At 71.2% G+C, this 13,426-nt stretch carries 13 protein-coding genes; 4 read left to right on the forward strand and 9 right to left on the reverse strand.

The genetic code is table 11. The features are described 5' to 3' along the window. Positions 1–26 precede the first annotated feature (26 nt). The gene (locus AB6V31_RS12230) at positions 27–236 is read left to right on the forward strand and encodes a hypothetical protein (RefSeq protein ID WP_056226521.1); all 210 of its coding nucleotides are present in this window, start codon (positions 27–29) and stop codon (positions 234–236) included. An 85-nt stretch (positions 237–321) separates the two neighbouring features. On the opposite strand, the gene AB6V31_RS12235 is transcribed toward AB6V31_RS12230, so the two are convergent. The 4 genes from AB6V31_RS12235 to AB6V31_RS12250 form a co-directional block, all read right to left on the reverse strand. Further along, positions 322–1,410 carry an ABC transporter permease gene (locus AB6V31_RS12235; protein WP_369365949.1) on the reverse strand — a complete coding sequence of 363 codons (1,089 nt, stop codon included), beginning with the start codon at positions 1,408–1,410 and terminating at the stop codon, positions 322–324. After that, the gene (locus AB6V31_RS12240) at positions 1,407–2,471 is read right to left on the reverse strand and encodes an ABC transporter ATP-binding protein (protein ID WP_369365952.1); all 1,065 of its coding nucleotides are present in this window, start codon (positions 2,469–2,471) and stop codon (positions 1,407–1,409) included. Before AB6V31_RS12240 ends, AB6V31_RS12235 begins: the two co-directional genes overlap by 4 nt. 131 nt (positions 2,472–2,602) lie before the next feature. Next, entirely contained in the window at positions 2,603–3,532 is a 930-nt protein-coding gene (locus AB6V31_RS12245) for an NAD(P)/FAD-dependent oxidoreductase (protein WP_369365954.1), read from the reverse strand. A 119-nt stretch (positions 3,533–3,651) separates the two neighbouring features. Next, positions 3,652–4,644 (reverse strand): glycerophosphodiester phosphodiesterase family protein, encoded by a 993-nt coding sequence (locus AB6V31_RS12250; protein ID WP_369365955.1) that lies wholly within the window; start codon positions 4,642–4,644, stop codon positions 3,652–3,654. A 142-nt stretch (positions 4,645–4,786) separates the two neighbouring features. Between AB6V31_RS12250 and AB6V31_RS12255 the strand changes: the two genes are divergently transcribed. Beyond that, a complete protein-coding gene (locus AB6V31_RS12255) occupies positions 4,787–5,656 on the forward strand; it encodes a Bax inhibitor-1/YccA family protein (RefSeq protein ID WP_074696521.1) in 870 nt (289 codons plus the stop codon). Positions 5,657–5,778: 122 nt separating this feature from the next. Continuing rightward, positions 5,779–7,008 (forward strand): non-homologous end-joining DNA ligase, encoded by a 1,230-nt coding sequence (gene ligD / locus AB6V31_RS12260; protein ID WP_369365957.1) that lies wholly within the window; start codon positions 5,779–5,781, stop codon positions 7,006–7,008. Here ligD and AB6V31_RS12265 read toward each other — a convergent pair. Next, entirely contained in the window at positions 6,975–7,532 is a 558-nt protein-coding gene (locus AB6V31_RS12265; protein ID WP_369365958.1) for a TetR/AcrR family transcriptional regulator, read from the reverse strand. The genes ligD and AB6V31_RS12265 overlap by 34 nt on opposite strands. Before the next feature lie 69 nt (positions 7,533–7,601). Here AB6V31_RS12265 and AB6V31_RS12270 point away from each other — a divergent pair, with 69 nt between their 5' ends. Then, entirely contained in the window at positions 7,602–8,315 is a 714-nt protein-coding gene (locus tag AB6V31_RS12270; RefSeq protein ID WP_369365960.1) for an MBL fold metallo-hydrolase, read from the forward strand. Between the two features lie 187 nt (positions 8,316–8,502). Here the strand turns inward: AB6V31_RS12270 and AB6V31_RS12275 are convergent, their stop codons facing one another. The 4 genes from AB6V31_RS12275 to AB6V31_RS12290 all read right to left on the reverse strand — a co-directional run bounded on the left by AB6V31_RS12275 (position 8,503) and on the right by AB6V31_RS12290 (position 13,417). Continuing rightward, positions 8,503–9,870, reverse strand: coding sequence for a glycosyltransferase (locus AB6V31_RS12275; protein WP_369365962.1), 1,368 nt, complete (start codon positions 9,868–9,870; stop codon positions 8,503–8,505). Between the two features lie 544 nt (positions 9,871–10,414). After that, entirely contained in the window at positions 10,415–11,995 is a 1,581-nt protein-coding gene (guaA, locus tag AB6V31_RS12280) for a glutamine-hydrolyzing GMP synthase (protein ID WP_056226495.1), read from the reverse strand. Next, positions 11,992–12,513: a DUF3817 domain-containing protein gene (locus AB6V31_RS12285; RefSeq protein ID WP_056226492.1), complete on the reverse strand. Its 522-nt coding sequence runs from the start codon at positions 12,511–12,513 to the stop codon at positions 11,992–11,994. The genes guaA and AB6V31_RS12285 overlap by 4 nt, the downstream gene beginning before the upstream one ends. A 10-nt stretch (positions 12,514–12,523) precedes the next feature. Beyond that, positions 12,524–13,417, reverse strand: a complete 894-nt coding sequence (locus AB6V31_RS12290; protein WP_369365964.1) for an SURF1 family protein — start codon at positions 13,415–13,417, stop codon at positions 12,524–12,526. Between the last annotated feature and the right edge of the window lie 9 nt (positions 13,418–13,426).

Below are 13,426 nucleotides of genomic sequence, written 5' to 3' on the forward strand. Positions count from 1 at the left end.
CCGCCCGGGGAGAGGAACGTGAACGCATGAGCACTCCTGACATCCCCTCCCGCCACTCCGACGACGCCCGCGCCGACTCGGCCGCCCCCACCGACGCTGTCACCGACGAGGTCCGCGAAGACGCCGCCGAGGCCGAGGAGCACGTGAACCTCGACGACCACACCGGCGACGCCCTCGACGGCGACGCCGCTCCCGCCGACGACCCCGGCTTCCCCGCCGCCGAAGGCCACGCCTGACCTCCCCCGCACACGAGAGGGGCGCCCGTCCTGCTGCGGCAGGGGGCGCCCCTTCGTTCGCTCGGCCTCGATGACCGGCGGGTCGCTAGGCGATGCGCGTCCCCGGAGGCAGCCGCTTCGCGGGCGTCCGCGTGCGGGAGATGCCCCACGCGAGCAGTCCACCGGCCAGCAGCAGCTGGAAGAACAGGCCCACGAACCAGCTCGGGGTCGTCCCCGCGATGCGCTCCTCGATGCTCGGGTAGTCGTCGACGTTGAGACCGCGCGACAGCGTGCACCCGTCGTAGGACGTGGTCTCCTCGGGCGACAGCTGCGCGGAGCGGACCCCGGCGGCGATCTGAGAGAACAGATCGGTCGGGTTGCCGTTCTCGTACGTCGGCGGGGTCGCATCGGCGAGGATGACGAAGGGGTTGGCCGCGAGAATCCACCAGACGCGATCGAACCGGGGCTGCTCGGAGACATAGCTCGACTCCACGCACGGCAGCTCGTCATAGCTCGGGCAATTCGGCGAGGTCGAGGGCGAACTCAGGTCGCACCCCAGGGGCACCGCGTTCCAATCGACGTCGCGACTGATCGTCGTCGTCTGCGTGCGCAGAGCAGCACCCCCGAGCCCGAACGCGATGAGCGTGCCGACCGTCAACGCCGCCACCAAGAGATACGTCGACGCGACCGAGAAGATCGGCCGGGCGATCACCGCGCTCAGCCCCACCCCGATCGCGGCCACGACGCCGACCTCGATGATCAGGATCAGCAGCGACGTGACGATCGCTCCGGGGTTGAGCTCGCCGGCGAGGGTGGCCACGACGAGGAACGGCAGCGCTACGACGAGGAACGCCAGTCCCGAGATCCACGCTGCGAGGAACTTGCCGATCACGATCTCGCTCGTGGTGACCAGGGTGACCTGCACGGGCGCGAGGGTCGCGGCATCCCGATCGCCGTTCACCGCGCTCCCGCTCAAGGTGGGCGAGACCAACAGCGTGAGCAGCAGGACGAGCATGATGACGAGCGAGAAGAACCACTCGCTGCCGCCCGTGGTCAGCGAGAACGCGGCGAACGAAAGGCTCAGCAGGGCCACCAGGATGACGGCGAAGATGCCGAGGAGCACGTACCACCCGACGGAGCGCACGCGCTGGCGCAGCTCGATGCCGATGATCGTGCGCAGACGATGCAGGTTCACGAGGTGCTCCCGTCGTCGGTGCGATCGGCATCCGTCACCGGATGTGCGGTGGGCGGCGCCCAGGAGCCGGGCGGAGAGGCATCTCGCGGCCCCGCCGGGCCATCGGGGAGGTCGGGTGTCGGAGGCGAGGCCTCGGCCCTCAGGTCGAGGAACGCGTGCTCGAGGTCGCCCACCGCCGGGGCGAACTCGACGATCGGGAGCCCCGCGCTCACGAGCGAGCGCAGCCCCGCGACCGCCGCCGCCTCGTCGGAGAAGGGCACGAGGACGTCGCGCCGGTCGACCCGCACCTCTTCGGCCGTCCGCCCGAGGGCGGCCGCGATGTCGCCGCGCACGGACTCGGTCGACCGAGCGAGGTCTGCGGCGACACGCACACGCCACACCCGCACGCGGGTCGCCGCGGCGGCGACGCGATCGGTGCCGACGGTCCGCCCGTCGACCATGAACACGGCGTCGTCCACGACCTCTTCGAGTTCGGACAGCACGTGGCTCGAGATGAGGATCGTGCGCCCCTCGCCCGCCAGCCGCCGCAGCAGCACGCGCAACGCGATGCGCGCCTGGGGGTCGAGGCCCGACGCCGGCTCATCGAGCAGCAGCACCCGGGGGTCGTGCACCAGAGCACGCGCGAGCGCCAGTCTCTGCTTCTGCCCGCGAGACAGCACGCGAGCGGGCGAGGCGGCGAGCGCACCGAGGTCGACGAGTTCCAGCAGGTGGTCGGCCCGTGCACGCGCATCCTCGCGCGACAGGTCGTAGAGCTGCGCCGTGGCCACCAGCACCTCGCGCGAGGTGAGGCTCGGCCATGCGCCCAGGGAGTCCGGCATCCATCCGAGAAGGCGACGCGCGCCGGCCGGGTCGGAGACGGGGTCGATGCCGCCGATGCGCATCTCGCCCTCATCGGGTCGCAGCAGGGACGCGAGCATGAGCATGAGGGTCGTCTTGCCCGACCCGTTGGGCCCGACGAGCCCGGTGACCCGGCCGGGGAGGGCCGTGAACGTCACCTGCTGCACGGCGTGCACCGCGCCGAAGGACCGTTTGACTCCTGCGACGTCGATACCGGCATCCATAGCCTCACCATAGAGGGAGCCCTCGACACCCCCGAGGGCCACCGACGTCGATCCCCCGTCCGTCCTCGGCGATTCCGCGGCGCGCCCGGGATTCGCGCGCGCTCACTGCCCGCGCGTGTCCTCGACGTGATTCAGGATGCCGCGAGCGCCCGCCCCAGGGCATCGCCCGACGCCCACGCGGTGCGGACGGCGGCGCTGTCGCCCCACGCGTCCCCGCACGCGGAGAGCCCCGGCGAGCGGAAGAACGGCTGCCCGGTCGTTCCGGCGGGCCGGGCGAAGGTCCAGCGATGCGCGTGCGTCGACACCGGCTGGACGTCGATGCGCAGCAGCCGCCGGGTCGCCGCGAGCACCGGCGCGATCGCCGACTCGGGGTGGTCGAGGTGCTGTCGGGCGCGGTCCGCCGTGGTGTGGACGACGAGCACGGGGGCGCCGTCGCCGCGGCGATCGCCGTCGTCGGCGACAAAGGACACATCCGCGTCGCCGTCGGCGAAGGCGCCGTGCAGGTCGGCATCCCACTGCCGTCGGTCCCACCGCAGGACGACGGCGATCACCGGTTCCCACTCCTGCGCACCGCCGGGCGCCCCGCCGGTCAGCCGCGCCGCCTGCGGGGCCGGCATCGCCAGGACGACCTCGCCCGCCTCCTCGCCGTCGACGCGGAACGGCGCCGCGCTCTCGACGACGCGCTCCGACGAGACGTCGAGGCCCTCTGCCAGGTCGAGGGCGAGCGAACGCAACCCGGCGGGAGCGGCCCACCGCATCGGCCCGGGCTTGGGCGTCCACCCGCCGTCGGCGTCGACCACTTGGAACGTGTCGGTCCACGGCCGTGCGAGCTCGCGCTCCTCCCAATCGGCGACGACGTGCGCGAAGCCCTCGGCCTCGCCGACCACGAAGTACGAGGCCCCGAGGTCCACGGGTCGACCGTCGATCGTGCGGCTCGACAGACGCCCGCCCACCCGGCGCCCGCGATCGAGCACGCGGATCGAGCGACCCGCGTCCTGAACCGCCCGCGCGCACGCGAGGCCCGAGATCCCGCCGCCGACCACCGTCACATCCATCGTCATGGGGCCATCCTGTCGGCTGCGCGCACGCCGGGGGGTCGGGGTTGCGCGGGCCGGAACTCCTGAGAATTGTCGCCTCGACGCGGTCCAGGAGCTGCAACGCCCGGCACGTGGGTCGGGACTCAGGAGTTTCGCGCCGTCCCGAAGAACCCGACGCCCAGATCGGGATGATCCACGAACACCCCGTCGAGCCCGGCATCGCGTAACACGGCCCACTCGCCTCGCCAGTCGCCGAACGACTCCTCACCGCCCGGGCCGCGGAAGGCGGGCAGCAGGAAGGCGTTCTCGGGCCGACACGTCCAGGTGAACACCCGCAGGCCCCGCTCCTGCGCCTCGCGCACGAACCGCGCCGGCCCCCGCGCGACGCCGCGCTCGTCGGGCGCGAGCACCGAGCGCTTGTCCGGGCTGATGCCCTGCACCTCGCCGGCGAGGACATCGAGACCCGCCGCGGTCCGCATCGAGGCGTACGAGGCGGCGTCCGCCCCGTCCCGCTCCCGCAGATCCCACGGCGTCCCCTTCGCCTCGATCAGCTGCACGAGCGGAACCCGGATGCCGCGCTCTCGCAGCCGCGCCAGGACCAGGGGCTCGAACGACTCGATGACGAGCGCGTCCTCGGCATCCCGCCATCCCGCGGCGCGCAGCTCGGCGTCGACGAGCTCGGCCAGGTCGAACCCGAGGCGGGCGAACGACGCCGCGTGCTTGATCTCGAGCACCACAGCCACCCCGCCCTGCCAGGCGAGGTCGAGGACGTCGCGGAGGCGCAGCACGGGTTCGGAGTCGTCGTGCGCCGCGCTGTCGGGGCGGAGGGCGGGGATCCGCTCTCGGCACTGCAGCGTCCGCAGCTCATCCCACGTGAAATCCTCGACGAACCAGCCGGTCAGGTGCTCGCCGTCGACGACCTTCGAGGTTCGTCGCCCAGCGAACTCCGGTCGCGTCGACACGTCCGTGGTGCCCGAGATCTCGTTCTCGTGCCGCACGACCAGCACGCCGTCCTTCGAGGGGACGACGTCGGGCTCGACGGCATCCACCCCCTCCGCGATCGCCCGCAGATACGAGCTGCGGGAGTGCTCGGGCAGGTACCCGGGCGCACCGCGATGACCGATGACGAGAGGCACCTCGACACGCTAACGGCACCGGGTGAACAGCGAGTGCGCTCAGAGCAGAATCCCAGTCAGCACAAGGAATCCACCGCCCCGCTCGGCTAGTGTTGTCTGACAGCACGGTGCTGTGATCACCATCTTTGGAGTGTGAGTTCCCGTGGCCCTCAACAACCCGGCATTCAACAACCCGGCGTTCCAGGACCCTCGAGCCGGTGGCGCTAACACGCGCTACAGCCCGCCCCCGGCCGTCGATCCCGCCGCCGCCGCCTCGATCGAAGGCGCGTACGCCGCCCCGTCGGCGAGCGCCGTCGAGACCGGTCGCATGACGGTCGAAGACACCGTCATGAAGACCCTGGCGCTGTTCGGCATCCTCGTCGTCACCGCCGTCGTTGGCTGGATCTGGTCGATGGCCGGCGTCAGCGTCGCCAACCCGAACCCGAGCTTCGCCCCCACGCTCGTCGGAGGACTCGTCGGCTTCGTCCTGGCGATGGTCGCGACCTTCAAGAAGAAGCCCTCCGTCCCCGTCTTCATCGCCTACGCGGCGTTCGAGGGCCTGTTCGTCGGTGGCATCTCGGCTTACTTCGAGTTCATCTTCCCGGGCATCGTCCTCCAGGCCACTCTCGCCACGCTCTCCGTGGTCGGCGTGACCCTCGCCCTGTTCGCGAGCGGCAAGATCCGCGCCTCGGCCCGCGCCACCAAGATCTTCATGATCGCAATGGTCGGCTATCTGGTGTTCGCCCTCCTCAACGTGGGACTGATGCTCTTCAACGCCCCGATCGCTGGCGGCGCCTTCGGCCTTTACAGCATGAAGGTTGCGGGCATCCCGCTCGGCCTGATCATCGGCGTCTTCGTGGTCATCATGGCCGCGTACTCGCTGGTGCTCGACTTCGACCAGATCCAGCGCGGCGTCCGCAACGGCGCTGCCCGGGTCTACGGCTGGGTCGGCGCCTTCGGCATCATGGTCACCGTCGTGTGGCTGTACGTCGAGATCCTGCGCATGATCGCGATCCTGCGCGGCAACAACTGACGCACTCGCCGTACACGAAGGGCCGTCCCGTTTCGGGGCGGCCCTTCGTCGTGCAGGCCACACCCCCGCACTCCGCCCGCAAGGGGTGCGAATCCCGGATGCCGCGGCGCTAGCCTCGCGCCATGAGTCCCGCGAAGACGCCGCCCGAGATCCTCGATGTCGACGGCCACGAGGTACGCGTCACGAGCTCCGATCGCGTCGTCTTCGCCGAGCCGGGTCTGACCAAGCTCGACCTCGTGCGGTACTACCTCTCCGTCGCCGAGGGCGCCCTGCGCGGAGCGGGCGGGCGACCGATGGTGCTCAAGCGCTTCTCGAAGGGTCTCGACCAGGAGCCGTTTTTCCAGAAGCGCGTCCCCGAGAACCACCCCGACTTCATCGACACCGCGACCCTGCGCTACGCCTCGGGCACCTCCGCCGAAGAGACGGTGATCCGGGATGCCGCGGGCCTGGCCTGGGTCGTCAACCTCGGCTGCCTCGACCTGAACCCGCATCCCGTCCGCGCCGAAGACCTCGACCACCCCGACGAGCTGCGGGTCGACCTCGACCCGATGCCCGGCGTGGATTGGTCGCAGATCGTCGATGTCGCGTTCATCGCCCGCGATGTGCTCGAAGACCACGGTCTCGTCGGTTGGCCCAAGACCTCGGGCTCGCGCGGCCTCCACATCCTCGTGCGCATCCGCCCCGAGTGGGACTACACCGACGTCCGTCTCGCCGCCGAAACGCTCGCGCGCGAGGTCGAGAACCGCGCGCCGGGACTCGCGACCGCCCGCTGGTGGAAGGAGGAGCGCGGCGAGAGCGTGTTCGTGGACTTCAACCAGAACGCCAAGGACCGCACGGTCGCCTCGGCGTACTCGATCCGCGCGCTGCCCGATGCCCGCGTCTCGACTCCCCTCACATGGGACGAGGTCCGCGACCGTCGCCCCGAGGAGTTCACCGTGCTCACGGTGCCCGACCGGTTCCGCAGCATCGGAGACCCGCACGCGGGCATCGACGACGCCGCGGGGTCTCTTGACGCCCTTTTGTCCCTGGCGAAACAGCTCGGCCCCGCCGAGAAGCCTCCGCGGGAATCCGACGGTTCCGGACGCCGCGCCTCGACGATGCCGCTCGTCGAGGTCGCGCGCACCAAGACCAAGCCCGAGGCCCTCGACGCTCTCGAGACGTGGAAGCAGCGGCATCCGGAAGCGACATCGCAGCTTCACCCCGCCGATGTCCTCGTCGACGGCATGCGCGGGTCGAGCTCGCTCTGGTACCGGGTCCGCGTGAACCTCCAGCACGTTCCGGATGCCGAGCGCCCGGCGCAAGAAGATCTGATCGCCGACTACGACCCCTGGGCCGGCCGCTCCGCCCCCTGATCCAGCGTGAGCGAGGCGACCAGGTGGCGCCGGCCGTAGCGGTACGCCTCGTCGAGGTCACCGCCCAGGCGGAAGGCCCCCGCGAGCTCCATCGTCACGAACCCGGTCGCCCACGCGGTGAGCAGCCTCGCCGCTTCGAGCGCATGAGCCTCGCCCACGGCGATGGTCGTCGCGCGCAGCACCGGGGCGCTCGTGGCAGCGAGCCGGTCGGCATCGACCACCGTCGTGAACAGCAGGCGGAACGCCTCGGGTCGGCCGCGCCCGAACGCGCGGAAGGCGACCAGTAGGTCGTCTAGGCCTCTGGATGCCGCCTCGAGCCGTGCCGTCAGGTCGTCGGCCGCGGCCGCCCCGACGAGCCCGAGCAGGGCCTCGCGGTCGCGCACCCTCTTATACAGCGAGGGAGCCTTGACCCCGACCGCCTGAGCGACGGCCTGCATCGTCACGGCGCCGGGTCCGCCCTCTTCGAGCAGTCGCGCGGCCGCCTCGACGATCTCCTCGAGCGACGTTCTCTCCGGTGTGGGCACGAACCCTCCTCATGGCTACGGATATAAGCTATCATGGCTAATCATCATAGCCATCCAGAAAGGCACCCCGTGAGACTCGCGCCATCGCTCCACCGCATCGGCAACGACATCGTCGCCTCGTACCTCATCGTCGCCCCCGAGGGCATCACCCTCGTCGACGCCGGCCTCCCCGGCATGTACGCCGACCTTCGCGCGGAGGTGGACGCGATCGGCCGGTCGCTCGACGACATCCGCGGCGTCATCCTCACCCACGGCGACAGCGACCACGTGGGCTTCGCCGAGCGCCTCCGCCGCGAGCGCGGCGTGCCCGTCTTCGTGCACGCGGCCGACGCCGATCGCGCCCGCGGCGGCGACAAGCCCAAGAGTGCGATGGGCCCGTTCCGCCTCGGCCCGCTGCTGCGCTTCGCCGCCTTCGGCATCCGCAAGGGCATGCGCCCGCAGTGGCTGACCGAGGTGCGAGAGGTCGCCGACGGCGAGACCCTCGACCTGCCCGGGAGCCCCCGCATCGTCGGCATGCCCGGCCACTCCCCCGGCAGCGTCGCGGTCTTCTCCCCCGCGGTGCGCGCCGTGTTCGTCGGCGACGCCCTTACGACGCGCCACGTCCTTACCGGTCGCACCGGACCCGGACCCGCGCCCTTCACCGACGACCCGACCGAGGCGCTCGCCTCGCTCGATCACATCGCGGGACTGGATGCCGACTGGGTCCTGCCCGGCCACGGTCCGGCGTTCCGCGGTTCTCCGGCGGATGCGGCCAACGCGGTGCGGAAGCTCGCGCGCGGCTGAGCCGGCGCGGACCATGTCGGTCGGAGCGGACGCGCCGCCCTCCATCGACGGCCCGGTGGAGGCACTTTCCCCATCGATCGTGTCGGGGGCGTGGGCGCCGAGTGGGTGCTGCCCGGCGTACCGCGGCTCTCCGGCCGATGCGGCAACGCGGTGCGCAAGGTCGCGCGGCTGTCGCGGGCGCCCGGCGTTAGCGCCGGCGCGGCCTCCCCAGCACCTCGCGTGCGACCGCGGCGAGCGTGCGCATCGCGCGCGCCGGGCCCACGGCCTCCGCCGCGTGCCGCGCCTCGGCCGCGAGACTCTCGCGCAGCCCGTCGTCCGTGAGCATCCTCCGCAGCGCGTCGACCAGAGCGTCGTCATCACCGTCCGGAACCAGGATGCCCCCACCCGACGCGAGCATGTCGCGCGGGCCGTACCGGATGTCCCACGCCACCACCGGCGTGCCGTGCGCGAGCGCTTCGGCGAGGGCGAGCCCCTGCCCCTCGAAGGCGGACGTCGTGAGGTACACCGCCGCACGGTCGAGCACGGCGCCCGGGTCGGTGGTCAGCCCGGGCAGCGAGACGGCGTGCTCGCGTCCGCGCTCGGCGACGAGGGCCTCGAGCGCCCCGCGCTGCGCCCCCTCGCCCCAGAGCTCGAGTCGGGCGTCCGGCACGTCGGCGAGAACGCGCGCGAAGGCCTCGATCGCCCGGTCGAGCCGTTTGCCGGGGGCGAGCCGCCCCAGCACCACGACAAGGCCACTCTCGCGCTGCGACGCCGGCACCACGGCATCCGAAGCCTCCACCCCGTGCGGTGCGACCACGTCGTTCGCGGCAGTGCCGAAGCGCGCCCGCACGTCGTCGCGTTGGTACGCGGTCGGCCACAGCACGGCGTCGAATCGCGGTGAGATCTCGAACCATCGCGTCCACAGAGGGTTCAGCTCGGAGTCGGCCTGGAACGGCGGCTCGAGATGGATCGTGTGCACGGTGTGCACGATCCGCACGGCGTCGTCGCCCCAGCCCGCGATGAGCTCGCCGAGCTGCCTGGACTCGCAGATGACGACAATGGGTCGGTCGTTCTCGGCGCGGAGCCGATCGGCCAGGTCGGTCAGCCACGCGCGGTACAGCGCCCCGAATCCGTCGATCACGCCGACGGCTTCGCCCGCGGCATCCCGGATCACGATCGGCGCGGTCGTGAGGTGCCAGTCGGGGTCGATGACCACGGGCAGCTCGACCGCTCCCCCGGCCACGCTCCGGTACTCGAGCGCCGGATCGGCGTCGCCCGCGTGCGCCACTTCGCGCAGCCATCCCGCGGCTCCCCCGTCGGCGTCGACGGCCTCGTCGAACAGGTTGCGGAAGATCCCGGATGCCGAGGCCGCCCCCCGCTCGACGAAGGTCGCGCGCTGCGCGGAGTGGGCGTCGGCGTCACCGGGGTCGACGGTCAGCAGCAGCGGTTCCGCACCGGCATCCGCCATCTGTCGCGCACGCGCGAGGGTCGCGATCGTGTATCCGCCGTCGAGGTCGGGGATCAGCCGGCTCGACAGGATGAGGTACCACGCGTCGGGGAAGTCGCCGGAAGTCACGCCCCCATCCTCCCCCACCCGCTGCGCGCCCCGCGGCGTGCCGGAGCCGCGGTCGCCCCGACGTGCGCATCGGGTCGCGGGCGGTGGCCCCGCGGCGCCGCCCGTGCAGTTGCCGACATCGCCGGGGCGCCGAGCGTGGCCCCGGGGCCACCTGTGAACGTGGTTTGGGGCGCATCCCGTCATTCGGGGCGCATTTCTTTCGCCCCGAACGAGAAATCCCGTCCCAATCCCCACAGCCCGGTCAGGCGGAGCGCGCACCTCGCCCCGCGCGCGAGGCGAAGTGGCACGCCCTCCTGAGTCGATCGGGGTCGGGGCCCTCCCCCTACCTCCGCGTCCAGACAGAGCGCCGCCGGCGCCGGACGGCGAAGGGGCACGGACTCATACCCGCAGCCTGGGCGGGCCGAGCGCGCACCTCGCCGCGAACGCCAGGCGAAGTGACACGCCCTCCTGAGCCGATCGGGGTCGGGGCCCCGCTCTCGACTCAGGAGGGCGTGTCACGTAGCCGGGAGTCAGCAGCGACGTTCGTCGCGACCGACACCCCGGCTCACTCCCACTCGATCGTCCCCGGCGGCTTCGACGTCACGTCGAGAACCACGCGGTTGACGTCGCGTACCTCGTTGGTGATGCGGTTCGAGATCTTCGACAGCACGTCGTAGGGCAGGCGCGTCCAGTCGGCGGTCATCGCGTCTTCGCTCGAGACGGGGCGCAGCACGATGGGGTGGCCGTAGGTGCGGCCGTCGCCCTGCACGCCGACCGAGCGCACGTCGGCGAGCAGCACGACGGGGCACTGCCAGATCTCGTTGTCGAGGCCTGCCTTGGTCAGCTCGGCGCGCGCGATGGCGTCGGCCTCACGCAGGATCTCGAGACGGTCAGCGGTGACCTCACCCACGATGCGGATGCCAAGGCCGGGCCCCGGAAAGGGCTGGCGGCCGACGATCGCTTCGGGCAGTCCGAGTTCGCGCCCGATGGCGCGCACCTCGTCCTTGAAGAGGGTGCGCAACGGCTCGACGAGCTCGAACTGCAGGTCTTCGGGCAGGCCACCGACGTTGTGGTGGCTCTTGATGTTGGCGGTACCGGCTCCGCCGCCCGATTCGACGACGTCGGGGTAGAGGGTTCCCTGCACGAGGAAGCGCACCTGCTCGCCCTCGGCCTTCGCCTCGGCGACGAGGTCGGCCTGCACCTTCTCGAACGCGCGGATGAACTCGCGGCCGATGATCTTGCGCTTCTGCTCGGGGTCGCTGACACCGGCGAGGGCGTTCAGGAACGTCTCGCGCGCGTCGACGGTGATGAGCTTCACGCCGGTCGAGGCGACGTAGTCGTTCTCGACCTGTTCGCGCTCGCCCTGGCGGAGCAGCCCGTGGTCGACAAACACGGCGATGAGCTGGTCGCCGACGGCCTCGTGGACGAGAGCGGTCGACACGGCGGAGTCGACGCCGCCGGACAGCGCCGAGATGACGCGGCTGCTGCCGACCTGCTGGCGGATGCGCTCCACCTGCTCGGCGATGACGTTTCCGCTGTTCCAGTCGGCCGGGAGTCCTGCAGCCTTGTGAAGGAAGTTCTCGAGCACGTGCTGACCGTGGTCGGAGTGCTTGACCTCGGGGTGCCACTGCACGCCGTACATGCGGCGCGCGTCGTTCGCGAACGCGGCGACGGGGGTGTGCGCCGTGCGGGCGAGAACCTCGAAGCCTTCGGGGGCGCGCGAGACCTGGTCGCCGTGGCTCATCCACACGTTCTGCTCGGCGGGCTGACCCTCGAGCAGCGTGCCCTCGGTGACGACCGTGGCATCCGTCGCTCCGTACTCGCGGAGGCCCGTGTTCGCCACCTCTCCGCCGAGTGCTTTCGCCATGACCTGGAAGCCGTAGCAGATGCCGAGGGTCGGGACGTCGAGGTCGAAGACGCCGGAGTCGAGGCTCGGGGCTCCCTCTTCGTACACCGACGAGGGGCCACCCGACAGGATGATGCCCACGGGGTTCTTCGCCGCGATCTCTTCCGCCGATGCGGTGTGCGGGACGATCTCGCTGTACACGCCGGCCTCGCGCACGCGGCGCGCGATCAGCTGAGCGTACTGGGCGCCGAAGTCGACGACGAGGACGGGGCGCTGGGACGTTTCGGTCTGTTCGGTCACCGGTTGCCTTCCGGGGCGGGAACGGGAGCGGAGGCCTTCGCGGCCTCACGCTCGGCGAGGTAGGCGCGCACGCGACGGGCGGTGCGCACCTCGAGGATGAAGGAGAGGAACGGCACCACGCCACCGAGGGCGAGGAAGACGAACCGACGGAACGGCCACCGCATGAGGCTCCACACGCGGAAGCACGAGATGAGGTAGACGACGTAGAACCAGCCGTGGACCACCAGGATCGCCAGCGAGATGTTCACACCGTCGCCGGTCGACAGGATCGAACACCCGTTGCCGCCCGGAACGAAGAGCGAGAACCACTGGCAGTCGGGGCCGGGCACGGCATCCGCGAACCACAGGAAGCCACCGGATCCGCCGAGGAACAGCTCCACGTGAATGGGCGTGTACTTCAGGATCATCTCGGCGACCAGCAGAAGCAGGCCGACACCCGTGATGATCGAGCAGATCTGGTAGAACTTCAGGGCTCCGCGGATCGCCGGGAACGAGGCGAGCTTGGGGGCGCGGGGCATGGAGGCCAGTCTAGTCGCGGGATTCCGCGGCTCCCGCCGGACTGCTCGACGCGGAGCTTTCCGCGACGGCCTCGGCCTGTTCGTCCTCGAGATCCTCGACTTCTTTCTCCCACGCGTCGCGCGCGAGGCGGTACCAGAGGTACAGCGCGAAGCCGGCGAAGATGGCCCACTCGGCGGCGTAGAAGATGTTCAGCCAGTTGACCCGCGAGCGTTCGTCGGGCGCCGGGGAGGCGATGGCGTCGAGGGGGCCGATCGCCGTCTGCGAGGCGATGTACTGGCGGTAGACGTCGAGGTTCTGGGTGTCGTGCCACCGGCCCAGCAGCATGGCGGGCGACATCTTCACGAGGGTGAGGGGGTCGGCATTCGCCGGCGGTATCGACGCCCCTTCGTCGGAGATGAGTCGTCCCGTCACGTCCACGACCGCTGTCGGGTCCGCTTCGGCCTGGGCGCGCAGCTCGTCGGCGGCGGCGTTGGCCTCATCGAGGCTGCTCGTCCATCCGGTCGCGACGGCGATCGACGTCGGTGTGGTCGTCCCCGAAACGCGCAGCTGACCGGTCACCCAGTAGCCCTGCACGTCGTTGTTGAAGCGGGACGAGACGACGATGAAATCGGATGCCACCCACGTGCCGCTCGTCTCGACCCGCTGACCGACGAGAGGTTCCGGCAGGTAGTCGCCCGGCTTCACGACGTCGGCGAGAGGTTGCACGACCTCGGTCAGCCCCGGCTCGGGAGGAGAGGTGTCGACCGCGCGACCGAGCTGCCACTGCCCGAGCCAGGCGAGCACGCCCGCGACGACGAGCGAGAACGCGAGAAGCGCGATCCAGCGTGGCCGCAGCATGACCTCCCGCAGCGTCGGCGGGAAGATCTGCGGCGGTGCCGGCTCGGTCGTGGGGGGGGAGGTCATGGGGCTTTC

This window comes from Microbacterium sp. 16-032 (assembly GCF_041079455.1).
GTDB lineage: Bacteria > Actinomycetota > Actinomycetes > Actinomycetales > Microbacteriaceae > Microbacterium > Microbacterium testaceum_A.